Origin of the sequence: Rodentibacter mrazii, assembly GCF_001998825.1 — a bacterium.
In the GTDB taxonomy this organism is placed as follows: domain Bacteria; phylum Pseudomonadota; class Gammaproteobacteria; order Enterobacterales; family Pasteurellaceae; genus Rodentibacter; species Rodentibacter mrazii.
Window position 1 is genome coordinate 1 of record NZ_MLHG01000084.1, and the last position, 19,539, is coordinate 19,539.

Consider the following 19,539-nt stretch of genomic DNA (forward strand, 5'->3'; position numbering starts at 1 on the left):
TTTCTATATCATAATAGTATTCTATATCAGGATCATCATGGCTAAAAACAATACAAGATTTCTCGCTTTTCAAATGTTTTCCGGATTGATTATCCGAATGCGTATTGAGCACCACAAACCCATCTTCAAATTCAAAATAAACTTTATTATCTATCGCCTGAATGCTTGTGCACACACAATCATGTAACGAAATAATATTTGGAACCGTTTCCTGTTCAATATGTATAAAATTTATTTTATCACTCATCAATATAATCCTTCTAACAATGCTGTAAAACTCTCTGCAATATATTCCGGCTCTCCCTCTATATCATCAAATTCTCCGTCATCATCAGTAAATTCTTCAACGTCAAATAAGAGAACCGCCCCTTCCGGCGAGAGAACTAATAAATCACCGACAATCGTCTTGCCAATGGGTAAACCGTAACCATAATTTGGCACTGTTTCAAAAATTTCACTTAATCTAAATCTAGGATTATCAGTTACTAATTGATAAAAATAGTTAATTTGAATATATTCATTTAATTTACAAGCTATCGGCGTTCCACCATTATAATGCAATAAATATTTTCGATAATCTGATGGTAATAAAAAACCAATTTGCTTTTCTAAAACCATTATATCTTTATATGTTGGCTTATCCGCATATTCATCTTGTTTTGAAGACGTATTTTTTATTTTATAATTCCGCCAACCAAAGTAGAGTGAGCCGACACCCAATAAGAGGGAAATAACCAAAACTACCTCTCCTCCCGCTAGTTCATAAATTCTAGCGACCGGTCGCCATAATCTGATTTTTCTTTGTTCGATCTCTGCTTGAAGAATTTGATAATAACTCATACCGCCAATTCCCCAACACAAGACCGCCCAGAAAAATCCAAAGAGCAAAGGGAATATTTTTGATTTGGATAATTTGTCGATATACATATATCGTTGAATAAATTGCGGATTGTGAACAGAGTGTGCATCGGTAAGCCTCCTGCGCGGAAAGCGGTAGTTTTACTTTATCAAGGGATAATTTTTTAGTCGGTTTTAGTAAGTGAAAAACTTGATTATTTTTCTCATCAATAAAAACTGCTCCTGTTTCTCCATTGTGAGAGGAAAAGTGCGGTTGAAATTTAACAAGAATTTTGCCTTTAAAGTCTTTATCCTGCAAAAAGGTTTGAATATCAAATTTTTTCCGGACTCACCTATCGGGTTGTGGAAAGAATTGGTACTAACCACATACCGATTATCACCCAGTACTTCTTCAATTTTCACCCAAAAACGTTTCCACACGATCTCACCCTTTTTGATTTTTACAAAATATTTTGTACCAAGCTCCGGTGTGGCATCGTAGCTATCCCATAAGCTGGTGAAGATGTACCAATCTATTTTCCCGCCTTTTTGCACTTTGTCATAGGCGGCATATCCAATCCCCCCTACAAGCAAAATGACTATAGCAAACCAAATTTTTGCGCCACCCGTAAAACGCCAAGTGCGGTCAAATTTATCGGTATTTTCCCGTTTGAAAAAACTTTCCATTTCCGACGTCCAATCTACGGAGGGAATAGGTTCGTTATCTTTTTCACGAGCAAATACCCCGGCAAGTTTTGGAGAAGTTCGTTCAATAAAACCACGGTCTTGGTCATAAGAATAAAGGCTTAGTACCATGGTTTCAATTTGATTAGATAGCAGGCAACGCAAGTGATTCGCACGAACTTCGCGCACTAATTTAAAATTATTGAATTTCGATTCAGGCAAAGAAAAGATCATTGTCTCTTTCCATAAAAAAATCACACGATACTGCTACCGTGCGATTCTCCTTTTGATTAACGTATTCGATTAGCCATTGTAACGTTTGAATATTAACGTTGCATTAGTACCACCAAAACCGAAACTGTTTGACATCACTGTTTGCAAGCCGGCATTTTCTCTCGTTTCGGTCACGATATTGCAACCTTCCGCCGCCTCATCTAAGGTTTCAATATTAATACTTGGTGCGATAAAATCATTATCCAGCATTAATAAAGTATAAATCGCTTCGTGTGCACCCGCTGCACCTAAAGAGTGACCGGTCATGGATTTTGTCGATGAAATTGCCGGCACATTGGCACCAAATACATTTTTGATTGCGCCCAATTCTTTCACGTCCCCAACCGGTGTTGAAGTGCCGTGAACATTAATATAATCAATTGGCGTATCCACTGTTGCCATGGCTTGTTTCATACAGCGTTCTGCCCCTTCACCGCTTGGTGCAACCATATCGTAACCATCAGAAGTCGCACCATAACCCACGATTTCTGCATAAATTTTTGCACCGCGAGCAAGTGCGTGTTCTAATTCTTCCACTACCACAACAGCACCGCCACCGGCAATCACGAAACCATCACGGTTCGCATCGTAAGCTCGGGAGGCTTTTTCCGGTGTATCATTATATTTTGTGGAAACCGCACCCATCGCATCAAATTCTGTGGCACATTCCCAAGATAATTCTTCCGCACCGCCTGCAAATACAATATCTTGTTTGCCTAATTGGATTAACTCTAAGGCATGACCAATACAATGTGCCGATGTCGCACAAGCAGAACTAATCGAATAGCTTACACCACGGATTTTGTAAGGTGTTGCAAGACAGGCAGAAACACTCGATGCCATAGTTTTCGTTACCGCATAAGGCCCGATTGCCTTCACACCACGAGGACCACGTGCCGCATCGCAAGCAATTAATTGATTATGTGCAGACCCTGTCCCTGCCCCAATGACTAAACCGGTACGATCATTGGAAACCTGTTCTTCCGTTAACCCCGCATCTTCAATGGCTTCACGCATAGAAAGATAAGCATAAGCCGCTGCATCACCCATAAAACGATATACTTTGCGATCAATTTGCTCACTTGGATCCAATTTAATCGTGCCTGCAACATGACTACGCATTTTCATTTCAACAAATTCAGGCACTACCTCAATACCCGATTTTCCCGCTTTTAGTGAGGCAAGCACTTCTTGTTTATTGTTACCGATACTGGAAATAATACCAAAGCCTGTAATGACAGCTCTTTTCATTGCTTCTTCCTTTTTGTTTTATATGTCAAAATAGCGGCTCAAAACTACTACGAAATAAAAATATTTCAAGCAATAATTCATTTGTTCGACCAGTTAGGGGCAGCCAACAAATTTCAATAAGCCGGAAAATTCCGTTATTATAAGTCAATTCGATCATGCAAGAAAGGAATAAAAATGTTCAACGTTCAGTATGCCGACATGCATTTTAATGAAGAAAATACCCCCATTTCTAATCAATTTGATGATGTTTATTTCTCCAATCACGATGGATTGGCGGAAACGGATTATGTGTTTTTACAAGGTAATCAATTATGGGAACGTTGGATCACCTGTGAAAACTCTCATTTTGTCATTGCCGAAACCGGTTTCGGTACAGGATTAAATTTTCTCGCCACCACCGCATTATTCCGTAAATTTCGCCAACAATTCCAACATTCACCGTTAAAGCGGCTCTATTTTATTTCCTTTGAAAAATATCCGCTAAACCCCACCGCACTTCAGCAAGCACATTCAACCTATCCGCAATTTGCCGAACTCAGCCGACATTTACAATGCTACTGGCAATCACCAATTAAAGGCTGCCAACGTATTCATTTTGATGAAACCATCCTTGACTTATGGCTTGGTGATGTGGCAGAAAATTTACCGCAACTTGGCGATTATATGAACGAACGCATTGACGCTTGGTTTTTAGACGGTTTCGCCCCTAGCAAAAATCCCGAGATGTGGAATGAAAATTTATATCAACAAATGTATCGTTTCACCAAACCAACGGGAACTTTCGCCACGTTTACCGCTGCAAGTGCGGTCAGAAAAGGGTTAGAATTAGTCGGTTTTGAAATAACAAAACGTAAAGGGTTTGGCAAAAAACGGGAATGTCTGAGCGGGCAAAAAACACAAGCAAAACCAACCGCACTTTCTGCGCCTTGGTATTTTCCTCAATCGGCAAGTATGAAAAAACAAGATATTGCGATTATTGGCGGGGGGATTGCCTCACTCTGTGCGGCGATTTCATTACTTCAACTAGGAGCCAATATCACTCTTTATTGTGAAGATGAACAACCTGCACTCAATGCTTCCGGCAATAAACAGGGGGCGTTTTATCCTCAACTGAGCGATGATAATCCCCTCACTATCCATTTTTATCTTCACGCCTTTTCCTATGGCAAACAATTACTTGATTGGGCGATAAAACAAGGTATTGAATTTGAGCACGAGTTTTGTGGCGTGGCGTTATGCGCCTATAACGAAAAAAGTGCGGTCAAATTAGAAAAAATTTCCCAATTAGGTTTGCCGAATGAAATCTTTGAAATGCTGGATACTCAAGCATTGAGTGAAAAAGTCGGCTTACCCCTTTCTTGTGGTGGAGGATTTATTTCTCAAGGGGCTTGGCTTGCCCCCCGCCAATTTGTGCAAAATACCTTTTTGCTACTTAAAAAATGCGGTGTAAAAATCAAAACTTTGCAAAAAATTACCGCTCTTTCACAAACCCAATACGGTTGGCAACTGATGAATTCACAAAATCAACATATGGAACACGAGGTAGTGATCCTCGCCAACGGCTATAAAATTACGGAGTTTGTCCAAACGGAAAAATTGCCACTTTACCCGATTCGTGGGCAAGTCAGTCAAATCCCCACTTCTGAAAATTTACTAAAACTTAAATCTGTGCTTTGCTACGATGGCTATCTCACACCGGTCGATCAAGCCAAACTCAGCCACTGTATTGGTGCAAGTCATATCCGTGATAATACGGATCGAACTTTTAGTGAACAAGAACAACGGGAAAACCAACAAAAACTCCAACAAAATCTTGCACAAATTTGGACGCAAGAAGTGGATACCTCAGGCAATCTTGCCCGAACAGGTATTCGCTGTTCCGTGCGTGATCTCGCCCCAATGGTGGGAAATGTACCAAACTTTACCCAACAGAGCGAAGATTACCATAATCTCTTTAATCTTCGCCGCCGCAAACAACCAATTCCAAGTGCGGTCAATTTTCCTAATCTTTTTCTCTCCGCTGCATTGGGATCTCGTGGATTAACCTCCGCCCCCTTACTCGGCGAAACCTTGGCATCATTAATTTATGGCGAACCCTTGCCTTTAGGGGAAAATACTCTGCAAAACTTATCCGCCAACCGTTCTTGGGTGAGAAAATGGTTGAAGGGGGCGGAAGTGAAATAAAACAACGATATTTTAGACTAGAATAATTAATAAATGGATTTTGTCATAAACTGTCATAAACAAAATCCATTTATCAAGGAATCTCACTATCCAACTAATTCTTTCACCAAATCCACCACAAATTCCAACCGCACTTTATTATCTGAAAGATCTTTCATAAACTTAAATTTCGACGGTCCGTCAAAACGATAGACAATCGGTTCTTTTTGAATAAGCTGAATAAATTTTTCCGGTGCGACTTGTGTTGTCGGTGAAAATTCAATAAAGCCCCCTTGTGTGCCGGCATCAATACGAAGTACTTTTAAAGGCTCGATCAATAAACGCAGTTCGGCAATTTGTAGTAAATTTTTTGTTGCTTCCGGTAACAAGCCAAAACGGTCGATCAATTCGACTTTTAATTCATCTAATTCTTGTTTTGTCTCGGCGGCGGCAATACGTTTGTAGAAGGATAACCTCATATTCACATCGCCTAAATATTCATCCGGTAACAATGCAGCGACTCTCAGTTCGATTTCAGCGTGCTGTCGGGTTAATTCTTCTAAAGACGGCTCACGTCCTTCTTTTAAGGCTTTCACCGCCGCATCAAGCAATTCCATATAAAGGGAAAAACCGATGGTTTCAATTTGTCCGCTTTGTTCATTCCCCAACAGCTCACCTGCACCACGAATTTCTAAATCATGAGTGGCAAGAATAAAGCCCGCGCCAAGATTATCTAAACTTTCCAAAGCTTCAAGGCGGCGTTGAGCATCTTTTGTCATCATTTTCGGAGGAGGGGTAAGTAAGTAGGCATAGGCTTGATGATGAGAACGCCCTACCCGACCACGTAATTGATGTAATTGTGCCAGACCAAAATGATCCGCCCGTTCGATGATAATCGTATTTGCCGTTGGAACATCAATGCCCGTCTCAATAATTGTTGAACAAACCAACACATTATAGCGTTGATGATGAAAATCGCTCATCACCCGTTCTAACTCACGCTCACGCATTTGCCCGTGTCCTACCACCACTCGGGCTTCCGGTACAAGTGCGGTCAATTTTTCTGCCGTATTTTCAATACTCGCAACATCATTATGTAAATAATATACCTGTCCGCCACGCAAAATTTCACGCAAGATGGCTTCACGTACCACTAAATCATCCTTTTGACGAACAAAGGTTTTAATACTCAAGCGGCGAGCTGGCGGCGTGGAAATAATGGAGAGATCACGAATACCGTTCATTGCCATATTAAGGGTGCGTGGGATCGGGGTTGCCGTCAAGGTGAGAATATCGATATTGGCACGTAGTTGCTTAATTTTTTCTTTTTGCCCCACGCCAAAACGGTGTTCTTCATCAATAATCAGCAAACCGAGATCGTGAAATTTCACATCGGATTGAATCAGTTTATGGGTGCCGATCAAAATATCCACTTTACCTTCTGCCAGATTTTGCAGAATTTGTTTTTGTTCTTTCGCCGTTTTAAAACGAGATAGCACTTCCACATTCACCGGCAAATTGGCAAAACGATCTTTAAAGTTTTCATAATGTTGTTGAGCAAGCAAGGTCGTAGGCACTAAAACGCCAACTTGCTTATGATTCATTACCGCCAAAAATGCCGCCCGCATTGCCACTTCGGTTTTACCAAAGCCTACATCGCCACAAACTAAACGATCCATCGCTTTGGGCTGACACATATCTGAAATAACGGCATTGATCGCCATTTCTTGATCATGGGTTTCTTCAAAAGGAAAAGTCGCCGCAAATTGTTGAAATTCTTCGCGATCATATTTAAAGGCAAAGCCTTTTTTCGCTTCACGTTGAGCATAAACATCTAACAGATCTGCTGCCACATCACGAATTTTTTCCGCCGCTTTTTGGCGTGATTTCACCCAAGCTTCATTACCCAGTTTATGCAATGGCGCACTTTCATCAGAACCACCTACATAACGGCTAATCAAATGCAACGAGGTAACCGGCACATAAAGTTTGGATTCGTTAGCATAATTTAGGAGCAAATATTCCGCTTTTATTCCCCCTGTATCAAGGGTTACCAAACCGCCGTAACGCCCTACCCCATGATCCAGATGTACCACCGGTTGCCCGATTTTAAGTTCTGCCAAATTCCGCACAAGGGTATCCGGATTAATGGTTTTACGCTTATCACGCTGACGCTGTTGTACCCGTTCACCCAGTAAATTGGCTTCACCAATAATGGCTAAGGGGGAAGATTCTTCGATAATAAAGCCTTGCTCAAAAGTACTGATGAATAAACTGAATTTTTCTTGCTCTGCTTGAGCGAGAGATTGAATTTGTTTCGGTTTGATTTTTAATGGTTGCAACAAGTCAAGCAGGGTTTCCCGACGTCCTTCCGTTTCCACAGAAAACAATATATTGCCGTTAAAATGTTCAATAAATTGACGAAGTTGCCCAAGAGGTTCTTTTTGTTGTGATTGAATAGTGATCGCCGGCAATGAAGTGATCGGTAAATTTTTCTGACGCACTGATGACCGCACTTTTTCATTTTTCAGTGTGATACGAGGATAAGACTTCAGCTGGCGATTCACTTCATCAATATTTAACCACAAACGTTCCGGTGGCAATAAGGGACGCATGGGATCTGCTTTGCGTTGTTCATAACGGTGTTTTGCATCTTGATAAAAACGTTCCCCTTGTGCTTGATTTGCCTCCATATCCACAAACAAGGTTTGGGTAGGAAGATAGTCAAATAAGGTTGCCATTTCTGCAAAAAACAACGGCTGCCAATATTCAATACCGGAGATTAACGTGCCTTTACTGATTTGTTGATAAATGTGTTCCGGATCACGGCGGATTTCGCCAAAGGTTTCACGAAATTGTGTACGGAAAAATTCAATCCCTTTGTCATCCGTAGGAAATTCGTGTGCCGGCAGAAGATTTATAGATTGAATTTCATCAAGTGTGCGTTGTGTATCTACATCGAAAGTGCGGATCGAATCAATTTCATCATCAAAAAAATCTAAGCGGAAAGGCACCGCACTTCCCATAGGAAAGAGATCAAGTAATGAACCCCGCACAGCATATTCCCCATGCTCCAACACTTGCTCTACGGCACGATAACCGGCTGATTCCAGTTGTAAACGCATTTTATCAATAACAATGCGATCGCCTTTTTTAATCAATAAAACATTATGTTGTAAATACTGCGGCGGACAAAGGCGTTGCATTAAGGTCGCAATCGGCAACAAAAAAATGCCTTTTTTTGCATTTTGAAGATGAAAAAGCGCGCTTAGACGGGAAGAAATAATATCTTGATGAGGTGAAAAAGTATCATAAGGTAGCGTTTCCCAATCAGGAAATAGTTTCACTTCCTGTTCACTTAATTCCGATAAAATACCGGATAAACGAACCGCACTTCGGGTATCGGGAGTAACCACAACGGTTAAATGTTGGTGTTGTTCGGCAATTTCGCTAATCACTAGCGCATCAGCACCTTGCAAGACATTACCTAAAATTTTGTGGTCGTTCGGAGTGGAAGGAATATCGAGTGGGAAAAAAGCGGTTTTCATGAATAATGCGTCAATCTCTGATAAAAATTAACGCATAGTTTACTGAATTAAAAAAGGGGATTCAAGCTGAAATCTGTATAAAAAAACAGGTTATTTTTTAAAGAGCGAATCTTCTTTGCATAAATTTCCGTTTTCATCTTCGCGCATTTTTGGCACGCCACAACAGCTTGGCGAATCAAGATCGTAGGTTTTGAGGAAATTATCATATTTTTCCAAAGCCTGTTTAAACCACCCTTTTGGTTTTTCTGTTTTTTCTGTTTTTTCTGTTGTTGTCATAAAAGTTCCTCTAAGTATTGTTTAATTTCTAAGCGAAAACATTCTACGCTTTTTTTCTTATCAAAGGGAAATTGTTTTTTCGTTAAATAGTTTGAAAGTTGTGGAAAATTGATTTTATTTTGCGCCCTTAACAAACGCTGAATGGCAGGCATTGAGGAAAATAAAGTGCGGTTGAAATAAGCAAAATTTTTTAAGCTTTGCCAATCTTCCTCATTAAGCGTCCAATCAATTCTCCCGCGCATTATTTTTTCAGCCAAGGGATGAGTCGATAATGCCAGGTTACGTTGAAATTGTTGCCGTGCAATTTTCGTCAAAGCCCTTCCCTTTTCCGACAATCCCTTCAAAGCAATGGCTGAATAACAACCACTACTGGCTTCTTGATGCTCCCCTAAATGAACCAAAATAAAACCGCACTTTTGCCAAAATTTGGCAAGTTCATCCGTATAACCAAAACTCACGGAAAGAAAATCAACCTCGGCATTATCCATTGAGCCAATCAGCCTTTGCCCGATCCCTTTTTGTTGCCAATGAGGTTGTACGGCAATGCGGGAAATTCGTAAGGATTTCAACCAACAGGCTTCGGAGAAATTGCCGTGAAAACATAAAGATTGTGGTACAAGGTTTCCTTTCGGGCGGCGTGTTCCTTGTCGAATTTGTGCAATCAGATTTTCATCCTCCATTCCGCCTTCTTCCAACGCCCAAATAGCACCAATAAGCTGTCGTTGATTATTCGCCAAATAAAAATGCAGTCTTTCACCATCAAACAAACGGCGTAAATCAATAGGTGAAGTCCGATAATGTGCCAATGTCATCAAGCCATAAAAAGGTTCTGGCGAATGAATTAACTGAGATTGTGCGATTTCATGAATCTGAATCTCACCCAGTGCGTTATAGGCAATTTGCTCGAATTTATCTTCGGCATTCAGTAATAAAAGATCCTCAATAAACTGTTCCAGCGTGTCATTTTCCTGCCAGCGTAAAGGACGATAGAGAGTAAATTGTTGAAAAGTGCGGTGAATTTTTTGTTTGAATTTTAATTCAAAGCCACGCCCCGTTCCCTCATAGCTATGAATAGTTGTACTAAAAACAATGTGGCGAAAATATTGGGAAAACTGTTGTAGCAAAGGCAAAGGGATCATCGCCGCCTCATCAACCAAAAGCCAAGCATTTTCAGTAAATGCCGCATTTTGTCGCAATCGTTGGCTTAATTCATCCGGTGCAATAAATTCAACGGTTCCTTTTGCAAAATCATACAAGGAATTGACCGCACTTTTGTTAGGCGCAGTGAGATAAATCGGTGCATCAATGTGATTAACAAGCATCCCCAATAATGCGGATTTTCCCCGTCCACGTTTTGCGGTCAAAAAATACAGATCACATTGCTGTTGCAAGATTTGTTCAAGGATCTGTTGCTGTTCGGCTGTGGCTGATTTGTGCTTTTCTTCATGATAGAAAACCGATGGAAAACCAACCGCACTTGCTTGTCTCAAAATAGGGAAATGGTAGCGTTCCACACATTGTTTGAAATGATGAACAAAATTTGGTGTGCAAATGGCAGAAGTGCTGCCATTCCAACGAAGACTATCAAAATCAGGGGACTTTTCTAAATTCTCCCAGTCCGAAAGCAGCAAACATAAGGTTCCGCCCATTTTTAGCGTACCAGCGGCAATAGCAAGGGCTTCTAAATGAATGCCATTTCGTGCATCAAATAAAATATGTTCAAATTCTTGCCCAAGTAAATTTGTTACTTTAGAAAAGTGAACGCCCTGCGCCCCAACAATTAAAACTTGTGGGGGTAAAGATTCGGGTAATACATCAGAAATAAGCACTTGGCATTGGCGGTTTGGCATAAGCAATCCTTATCATTATTTCAGCGCATTTTAGCGAAATTTTAAGGCTGACAAAATATGATAAATTTTGACCGCACTTTCCTTTCAAAATCGCTCCATTATTTGCTGTCTATTTTTCCATCATTATGAATAAACGTTGATCTACCTCACATTTTTTACCCAAAATCCTTTCATGGCAATATTGAGTTGGGTAATTGTTTACATTATGCTTGCTGCGTTTTTTATAACGTTAGGAGTACCCAATGATTCAAGTAATCGTTGCAGCTCACGGCAAACTTGCTGCTGAGTTGGTGAACTCTTCTGAAATGGTATTTGGCGAAGTGGAAGGTCTCCACGGCGTGACATTCGTTCCAGGAGAAGGGCAAGACACTTTGGTGGAGAAATATGAAGCGATTATTGCCGAATGTGATCCCACCGATTCAGTGTTATTTTTAGTGGATTTATTCGGTGGCAGCCCTTATAACGCAGCAGCCCGAGTGGCGGCAAAACGCCCGCAAGACGATATTGTTACCGGCGTGAGTTTGCCTATGTTGTTGGAAGTATTGGATGCGAAAGACGATGCAAAATCAGCAGAAGAACTTGCCAATACTGCAAAAGAAGTCGGTGTAATGGCAGTGAAAAGCTATCGTAAACCTGACGAAACGGCTTCCTTTACCCAAACCGCAGAAGCAACAGTAGAATCATCGGAAGAACAAGAAACGGAAGAAGACAACACACAATATGATCCGAATGGTCGTATGAGTGTCAATTTATTGCGGATTGATGACCGTTTAATTCATGGTCAGGTGGCAACATCTTGGGCGAAAGCCGTGAAATGTGAAGCGATTTTTGCCATCAGTGATGAAGTGGAAAATGATGAGCTTCGTAAAGAGTTATTGCTCCAAATTGCTCCTCCACATTTGAAAGCTTATGTAATTTCTGTGGATAAAGCGATTAAGGTGTATAACAATCCTAAATACGCTAGCCGTCATATCTTAATGCTGGTAACAAAACCGGAAGATGCGGTGCGTTTAATTGAGGGTGGATTGCGTATTGATACGATCAATGTCGGGGGCATGACGCACAAAGAAGGGAATAAACAACTTTCCGATGCTGTCACCGTCAATCCGTCTAATGTGGAAGCATTTAAAAAATTACTCGATATGGGTGTAAAACTCTCACTTCAAAAAGTGGCGGCGAATAAGCCTGTTGAGCTGACCCGTGAAAAATTAGATTCAATTAAATTTTAGGAGAGCCTTTTATGTCAACAATGGAACTCATTTTAGTCGTACTGGTTGCGGCAATCTGCGGTATGGGAAGTGTGTTAGATGAACGTCAAACCCACCGTCCACTTTTTGCTTGTACCATGATTGGTTTAGTCTTGGGTGATCTTGAAACCGGTATCATTCTGGGTGGGACATTAGAAATGATCGCATTAGGTTGGATGAATGTGGGTGCTGCAATGGCACCGGATGCGGCACTGGCGAGTGTAATCTCTGCAATCTTGGTGATCAAAGGCGGGCAATCGGTGGGCACAGCAATTGCTATTGCGGTACCGGTTGCGGCAGCGGGTCAAGTATTAACTATCTTTGTTCGTACCTTAACCATTTTCTTGCAACACAAAGCCGATAAATTTGCAGAACAAGCAAACTTCCGTGGCATTGAACTTTGTCATTTTGCCGGTCTTTCTTTACAAGCCTTACGTGTTGCGATCCCTACGCTCGCCGTTGGTTTAGTCGCAGGTACTGATACCGTAACCAGCGCATTAGATTCGATTCCTGAAGTGATTACTCGCGGTTTACAAATTGCCGGAGGCTTCATCGTGGTTGTAGGTTATGCAATGGTCATCAACATGATGCGTGCAGGTGCATTAATGCCATTCTTCTTCCTTGGTTTCGTGATTGCCTCATTCACTAACTATAATTTAGTTGGTTTAGGTATTTTAGGTACTTGTTTGGCAATGCTTTATATCCAGTTAAATCCTCGTTTTAACCAAGCAGCAATGCCGGTAGCGAGCAAAAGAAAATTAGCCGATAACGAATTAGAAGGTCTATAAGGAGCGCATTATGTCAGATCAAAAAGTGACACTTACCAAAGGTGATATTTTAAAAACCTACTTCCGTTCAACGTTCCTTTTAGGTTCATTTAACTTTGAACGTATGCAATCAATGGGATTCTGTGTTTCGATGATCCCAACCATCAAACAAACGTTTATACAGTAAAAAAGAAGATCAAGCCGCGGCATTAAAACGCCATCTTGAATTCTTTAATACTCACCCATGGGTGGGTTCCGCTATTATGGGCGTTACTGCTGCGATGGAACAAGAACATGCAAACGGCGCAAAAGATGTGGATGATGCTGCAATCAGCGGGGTGAAAGTGGGCTTAATGGGACCGCTTGCCGGTGTGGGTGACCCTATTTTTTGGGGAACATTACGTCCTGTTTTAGCCGCACTTGGTGCCGGTATTGCCTTAACCGGCAGTCTTTTAGGACCTTTATTGTTCTTTATTTTAATTAATGTTATCCGTGCCTTAGCCCGTTGGTATGGTTTCAAATACGGCTATGAAAAAGGAACGGAGATCGTCTCCGATATGGGGGGAGGTCGATTACAAAAGATTACACAAGGTGCATCCATTCTCGGGCTTTTTGTGATGGGATCTCTGGTTTCAAAATGGACGACCATCAATGTCCCATTAGAGTTAGTCCGTTATAAAAATCAATTAGGTGATGAGGTTGTGGTTACCTTACAAGGCGTATTAAATAATCTTCTTCCCGGTTTACTCGCATTATTGCTCACATTCTTATGTATGTATTTATTGCGTAAAAAAGTGAATGCGATGATCATTATCTTTGCCCTATTTGGGGTCGGAATTTTGGGTTATTGGACAGGTATTCTCGTTTAAACATATTGAATCATAAGGGCGTAATAACGCCCTTATTTTTAGGGAAAAATAATGAAACTCAAAGAATTAATACAGACTCCGCCCAGTGAAACCTACATCAAAAACAGCTCTCGCTTGGTTTCCGGTCTATTTATTATCGGGGGATTACTTTATTATCCGACAAACGGTTATGGCACGGTTATATCTTTAGCGCTGGTATTAATCCTGTTATTCGGTCAAAAAATGTTGCTCACTCAAGCTAATAAAGACTTCTCTGATATGTATCAGGCAAAACAATTTTTTGAACAAACTAAAAATGCCGATTATTTACGCTTTATTATGGCGCGTTCCGAGCAAATGCTGAAAGATAATAAAGTATTATCCGATAAGGCAAAACATGAAATTCACCAATTGCGAAAATTCTCGGAAGATAAACTAAATAATGAAAACACTTAAAAAATGACCGCACTTTTGATTTAAAGTGCGGTCATTTTTCTATAACTTTAAATAATCTTCCAATTCTTTTACATTCGTCTGCCAATGAGTATTAAGCTCATTAAGCCAATTTTCAATATTATCTTTCCAATCCGGTTCCTGATTACATTGCATTTTCTCCGCAAGTTGCTGTAATGTGATTAACCCGATAGAACCTGCCGCCCCCTTAATTTTATGTGCAATATTGGCAACATTTTGAGCGGTAGAATTATCCAACGAATAAACTTTAAAAGCCTCATTAAGTTCTTGAAGATACTCTGGCATCATTTGTTTAAACAATATTAAATTTTGTCCCGTTTGACTTTTACCGACTAATTCTATCTGCTCTAAGTTCAAAGATTGGTGGGCTAACTGTTTTTCCACAACGTTAAATTCAATATTCTCTTCGCCAAAAAAATGGTAAAAACAGCGTTTTAGATCCTCCAATACAAGAGGTTTACGTAGCACCGTATCCATTCCCTTACTCTGATATTCTTCTTCATTTTGCATTACATTAGCAGTGAAAGCCACAAGAGGAGGAAGAAAATCATAAATGCCCTCTTCATATTTTTTACGTAGATGATAGGCTATATCAAATCCGGACATATCGGGTAAGTTAATATCAAGTAATATAATATCGTAGTTATTGCGTTCAAAAAGTTTAATAGCATCTTTCCCATTCATCGCAACATCAACATGATGTCCGAGTTTTTCTAAGACGCTTTTTGCGACAAGAACATTTAATTCAATATCTTCAACCAGCAAAACCGATAGATTCAACGGTTGGGTAGGTTCATAATTATTAATCGGATGCGCTTCTTTGGCATAGATAGTCAGATCAAATGTTGAACCTACTCCAAGCTGACTTTCGACTTGAATATCCCCTTTCATCAATAAAGCAAGATTTTTTGATATTGCAAGCCCTATTCCGCTACCGGAGGATCTATTTGTATCCTCTTTCACGCGGTAATACATTTTGAAAATATTGTCCAGTTCACTCTGTGCGATTCCTCTACCGGTATCAGAAACACTAAAACGGTACATATCCTTTTCTAAAGCATAAATAGAGAGTTTAATTGTACCTTTTTCGGTAAACTTCACCGCATTACCAATCAAATTTAAAAGAATTTGACTCAAGCGCGCTCGGTCTAAATAGAGTAAATCCGGTAAATTAGATTCAATTTCCAAAACAAATTTAAGATTTTTAGGTTCAGCCATTAGAATGGCAAAATTTTGAATATCATTTAATAATTCATTCAAATTGATGGGTTCAAAGTTCAATTTTAAGCGTTTTGTATCAAACTTATCTAAATCAATAATATCGCTAAAAATATGCCCCAAATTGACCGCACTTAAATTAATTGTTTTCAAATAATTACGCTGTTGTTCTGAAAGCTGGTCATCTAACAAAATATGGCTCAACCCAATAATACCATTAAGCGGTGTTCGCAATTCATGGCTAATGGTCGCAAGTAAACTACTTTTTTCCCGATTATTTTTTTCTAAATTATCTAAGGCAATAGAAAGTTTCTTTTCAGCAATGGTTCTTTCCGATACTTCATTTCGTAAACGTAATACTGTTTTAGAGAGATCCCGTCTTGATCGCTCTAATTGTTCAACCAACAAAGTAAGAAAATAAATCACGAAAGGCGCGGTGAAAAGCCCAAATATAATTGAACGAACGAGAACCATCCAATCAATTTGATTGGTAATAAAGAGGCTAAGTAAAGTCTGAGCCCCCAAAGCCAAGACGGCAAGAATGAATAATCCAAGTAGGGAAAAGCGAACTCGTCCGAGTTTTATCACCCAATCAACATATCGCTGAGCAAAATGTTTAAAATTTTTCATTATTAATTACATGTTGGAAAAGATACCAGAAAAGTATTTTAGCACTGAAAGTTAAATTGTATATCTATTAGTTATTTTTAGGGGATCACAGTAGGAGGAATCACCCACCTGTATTTTTAAATAATAAAAAACGCTGAACCAGTCAGCGTTTTTCAAAATTATAGCGCTTCAATCGCCTTATATTGCTCACGGATTTTTTCCAATCCCGATTGATATTCTGCCATTTTCTCGCGTTCTTTGGCAATCACGGCTTCCGGTGCTTTGGCAACAAAGGCTTCGTTGCTGAGTTTGCCTTCAATACGTTTGACTTCATTTTGATATTTTTCTATATCTTTGGTTAAACGGGCAAGTTCGGTTTCTTTGTTGATAAAGCCTGCCATTGGTACAAGAAGCTCCGTATTGCCTACGAGTTTTGCCACGGCAAGCGGGACATTTTCCCCTTCCGTTAACACTCGAGCATCGCCCAATTTTGCCATTGCACATAAAAGTACGGTCTGTTTTTCAAGAATTTTTTGTTCTGCAACATCAATATTACGGAATAATAAATCTAATCCTTTACTTGGGGCGATATTACATTCTGCTCGAATGTTACGCACAGCCACAATTACATCTTTTAACCAATTGATTTCACGCTCAGCATCTCCATCAAAGGCTCTTTCATTCACCATTGGGAAAGGTTGTAACATTATGCTGTCCGCTTCAATACCGACAAAGCCTTTCACTTTTTGCCAAATTTCTTCCGTGATAAACGGAATCAATGGATGTGCTAAACGCAATAATTGTTCTAACACACGCACAAGGGTTTGGCTTGCCGCACGAATTTGTGCCGGCGTACCGTTTGCGAATACCGGTTTGGTCAATTCTAAATACCAGTCGCAGAATTGGTTCCAAGTAAATTCGTAGATCGCATTGGCTGCTAAGTCAAAGCGATATTGGCTTAATGCTTCACGGAAATCACTCACAGTGCGGTTAAAACAAGATTCAATCCAACGGTCCGCCACGGAAAACTCAATTTCCCCTTCGCTTAAATCCAATTTTTCATTGGTTAATACAAAACGGCTGGCATTCCACAGTTTATTACAGAAATTGCGATAACCCTCAAGGCGTTTCATATCCCAGTTGATGTCTCGACCATTACTCGCCAATGCCGCAAGGGTGAAACGCAAAGCATCTGTACCATGTGAGGCAATGCCTTCAGGGAACTGTTTAGCAGTCGATTTAGCAATTTTTTCCGCTAATTGCGGTTGCATCATATTGCCTGTGCGTTTTTCAAGTAAATCTTCAAGGCTGATACCGTCAATCATATCAATCGGATCAAGCACATTGCCTTTCGATTTCGACATTTTTTGCCCTTGCTCGTCACGGATTAAACCCGTAACGTAAACGGTTTTGAACGGCACTTGCGGTTTACCATTTTCATCTTTGATAAAATGCATGGTGAACATAATCATGCGCGCTACCCAGAAGAAAATGATGTCAAACCCTGTGATCAGCACATCAGTCGGGTGGAACATTTTGAGTTCTTTGGTTTGCTCCGGCCACCCAAGCGTAGAGAACGTCCATAAACCAGATGAGAACCACGTATCCAACACGTCTTCATCTTGTTTTAAGGCTAAATCTGCAGGTAAATTGTATTTTGTGCGAACCTCTTCTTCACTACGAGCAACATAAACATTACCTGTTTCATCATACCACGCAGGAATACGATGTCCCCACCAAAGTTGGCGTGAAATACACCAATCTTGAATATCCCGCATCCAAGAGAAATAGAGGTTTTCGTACTGTTTCGGTACAAATTGGATTTCACCGTCTTCTACTGCTTTGGTTGCCACTTCAGCAAGTGGTTTTACAGAAACGTACCATTGGTCGGTCAAATAAGGCTCAATCACCACACCGGAACGGTCGCCATACGGGCGTTTTAATTCGTGCGGTTCAATTTTTTCTAAATAGCCTTCTGCGTCTAAATCAGCTACGATTCTTTTGCGAGCCTCAAAGCGATCCAAGCCACGATAACGCTCAGGCGCATTGTCATTCAAGGTCGCATCAGGGTTCATTAAATTGATGATTTCAATATCGTGACGTTTACCCACCTCATAGTCGTTGAAATCGTGCGCCGGCGTGATTTTCACACAGCCCGTACCAAATTCAGGATCAGGGTAAGGGTCAGCCACCACCGGAATGACACGGTCAGTCATCGGGACGTGTACCATTTTACCGATCACATCTTTGTAACGTTCATCGTCAGGGTGAACCGCTAAACAGCCGTCCGCCAAAATCGTTTCCGGACGGGTGGTGGCAATGTGCATATAGCCGCCGCCAAAGGTTTCGGATTTATCCACAAACGGATAGCGAACGTGGTACATAAAGCCTTTTTCATCACGGTTTTCTACTTCCAAATCAGAAATGGCAGTGAGAAGTTTTGGATCCCAATTTACCAAGCGTTTGCCACGATAAATTAAGCCTTCTTCGTGTAATCGAACAAACACTTCTTTTACGGCATTGGACAACCCCTCGTCCATAGTGAAACGTTCACGTTCCCAGTCAATAGAATTACCTAAGCGGCGCATTTGTTGGCTGATTGTGCCGCCCGAATAGGCTTTCCAATCCCAGATTTTTTTGATAAAGGCTTCACGTCCATAATCGTGGCGGGTTTTGCCCTCTTCCGCAGCGATTTTACGTTCCACCACCATTTGAGTAGCGATCCCAGCGTGGTCTGTCCCCGCTTGCCATAAGGTGTTATGCCCTTCCATACGATGAAAACGAATCAGCGTATCCATCAAGGTTTGCTGGAACGCATGTCCCATATGCAAACTCCCCGTCACATTCGGCGGCGGAATGGCAATACAATAACTCGGTACATTTGGATTTTCACTCGGTTTAAAATACCCTTGCTCTTCCCAGTGTTGATAAAGGGCTTGTTCTACCGCAGACGGATTAAAACGGTCTGCTATTTCAAATTTTTGGGTCATTTATTTTTTCTCTTTTCTGTGTTTCATAAAGAAATAATGCTGGTAACGTTAAATAAATAATATTAGATATCAAACTTAAATTAAAATGTATAAGGTTATTATCTGTGATTTCCATTGATATAGCTACTTGTAATATCCCAGTATAACAGTCATAATCCTAAAATCTTCAGAGTGTTTCTTTCCGTTCCAGAATATATATAAAATACATGTAGCAGAAACAATGGAAGAAATCAGCATTATCAGTTGATTACTTATTAATGGATTATCTAAAGTAATATAATACAAATCTTGCAAAACAGTTATTTCAATTACGAGAAAACATGCTATAAACCAATGAAAATATGAAAAATCTTTTAGTAATTATCTTATTTGTTTACACGAGTTCATTGTTAATCGCATTGTAATAAACACAAACAAAATAATGATAGGAACCACAGTAAATGGCTCATTAAAAAATACATTTGCGAACTTTTCTATCATTTTATTTAAATCTCTGAAAAATCG

13 protein-coding genes and 1 pseudogene are annotated in these 19,539 nt (G+C 40.3%); 5 read left to right on the forward strand and 9 right to left on the reverse strand.

The window, feature by feature from the left end:
* The 4 genes from BKK47_RS12490 to fabB all read right to left on the reverse strand — a co-directional run.
* The coding region (locus BKK47_RS12490) for a hypothetical protein (RefSeq protein WP_208603978.1) at nt 1-247 on the reverse strand (247 nt) is incomplete at its 3' end.
* A complete protein-coding gene (locus BKK47_RS10880; RefSeq protein ID WP_077494852.1) occupies nt 247-927 on the reverse strand; it encodes an SMI1/KNR4 family protein in 681 nt (226 codons plus the stop codon). The genes BKK47_RS12490 and BKK47_RS10880, both read right to left, overlap by 1 nt.
* Before the next feature lie 105 nt (nt 928-1,032).
* On the reverse strand, nt 1,033-1,755 hold the full coding sequence (locus tag BKK47_RS10885; RefSeq protein ID WP_077494853.1) for a hypothetical protein: 723 nt from the start codon (nt 1,753-1,755) through the stop codon (nt 1,033-1,035).
* Nucleotides 1,756-1,824: 69 nt separating this feature from the next.
* Nucleotides 1,825-3,045, reverse strand: a complete 1,221-nt coding sequence (gene fabB / locus BKK47_RS10890) for a beta-ketoacyl-ACP synthase I (protein WP_077494854.1) — start codon at nt 3,043-3,045, stop codon at nt 1,825-1,827.
* Nucleotides 3,046-3,219: 174 nt separating this feature from the next.
* Between fabB and mnmC the strand changes: the two genes are divergently transcribed.
* The gene (gene mnmC / locus BKK47_RS10895; protein WP_077494855.1) at nt 3,220-5,229 is read left to right on the forward strand and encodes a bifunctional tRNA (5-methylaminomethyl-2-thiouridine)(34)-methyltransferase MnmC2/FAD-dependent 5-carboxymethylaminomethyl-2-thiouridine(34) oxidoreductase MnmC1; all 2,010 of its coding nucleotides are present in this window, start codon (nt 3,220-3,222) and stop codon (nt 5,227-5,229) included.
* An 86-nt stretch (nt 5,230-5,315) separates the two neighbouring features.
* Here mnmC and mfd read toward each other — a convergent pair whose 3' ends face one another.
* The 3 genes from mfd to BKK47_RS10910 form a co-directional block, all read right to left on the reverse strand.
* Nucleotides 5,316-8,756 carry a transcription-repair coupling factor gene (gene mfd, locus BKK47_RS10900; RefSeq protein WP_077494856.1) on the reverse strand — a complete coding sequence of 1,147 codons (3,441 nt, stop codon included), beginning with the start codon at nt 8,754-8,756 and terminating at the stop codon, nt 5,316-5,318.
* Nucleotides 8,757-8,846: 90 nt separating this feature from the next.
* A complete protein-coding gene (locus tag BKK47_RS10905; protein ID WP_077494857.1) occupies nt 8,847-9,032 on the reverse strand; it encodes a DUF5363 family protein in 186 nt (61 codons plus the stop codon).
* The gene (locus tag BKK47_RS10910; RefSeq protein WP_077494858.1) at nt 9,029-10,882 is read right to left on the reverse strand and encodes a tRNA(Met) cytidine acetyltransferase TmcA; all 1,854 of its coding nucleotides are present in this window, start codon (nt 10,880-10,882) and stop codon (nt 9,029-9,031) included. Before BKK47_RS10910 ends, BKK47_RS10905 begins: the two co-directional genes overlap by 4 nt.
* 242 nt (nt 10,883-11,124) lie before the next feature.
* On the opposite strand from BKK47_RS10910, the gene BKK47_RS10915 reads away from it, so the two are divergent.
* From BKK47_RS10915 to BKK47_RS10930, 4 genes and pseudogenes are all read left to right on the forward strand, one after another.
* Complete coding sequence (locus tag BKK47_RS10915; RefSeq protein WP_077494859.1) at nt 11,125-12,111, forward strand: mannose/fructose/sorbose PTS transporter subunit IIA; 987 nt, start codon at nt 11,125-11,127, stop codon at nt 12,109-12,111.
* 11 nt (nt 12,112-12,122) lie between these two features.
* On the forward strand, nt 12,123-12,917 hold the full coding sequence (locus BKK47_RS10920) for a PTS mannose/fructose/sorbose transporter subunit IIC (RefSeq protein WP_077494860.1): 795 nt from the start codon (nt 12,123-12,125) through the stop codon (nt 12,915-12,917).
* A 10-nt stretch (nt 12,918-12,927) separates the two neighbouring features.
* A pseudogene (gene manZ / locus BKK47_RS10925) lies at nt 12,928-13,765 on the forward strand (PTS mannose transporter subunit IID).
* Nucleotides 13,766-13,816: 51 nt separating this feature from the next.
* Nucleotides 13,817-14,200 carry a hypothetical protein gene (locus BKK47_RS10930; protein WP_077494861.1) on the forward strand — a complete coding sequence of 128 codons (384 nt, stop codon included), beginning with the start codon at nt 13,817-13,819 and terminating at the stop codon, nt 14,198-14,200.
* A 39-nt stretch (nt 14,201-14,239) separates the two neighbouring features.
* Here BKK47_RS10930 and BKK47_RS10935 read toward each other — a convergent pair whose 3' ends face one another.
* Nucleotides 14,240-16,066 (reverse strand): ATP-binding protein, encoded by a 1,827-nt coding sequence (locus BKK47_RS10935; RefSeq protein WP_077494862.1) that lies wholly within the window; start codon nt 16,064-16,066, stop codon nt 14,240-14,242.
* A 158-nt stretch (nt 16,067-16,224) separates the two neighbouring features.
* Nucleotides 16,225-19,035 carry a valine--tRNA ligase gene (locus tag BKK47_RS10940; protein ID WP_077494863.1) on the reverse strand — a complete coding sequence of 937 codons (2,811 nt, stop codon included), beginning with the start codon at nt 19,033-19,035 and terminating at the stop codon, nt 16,225-16,227.
* Between the last annotated feature and the right edge of the window lie 504 nt (nt 19,036-19,539).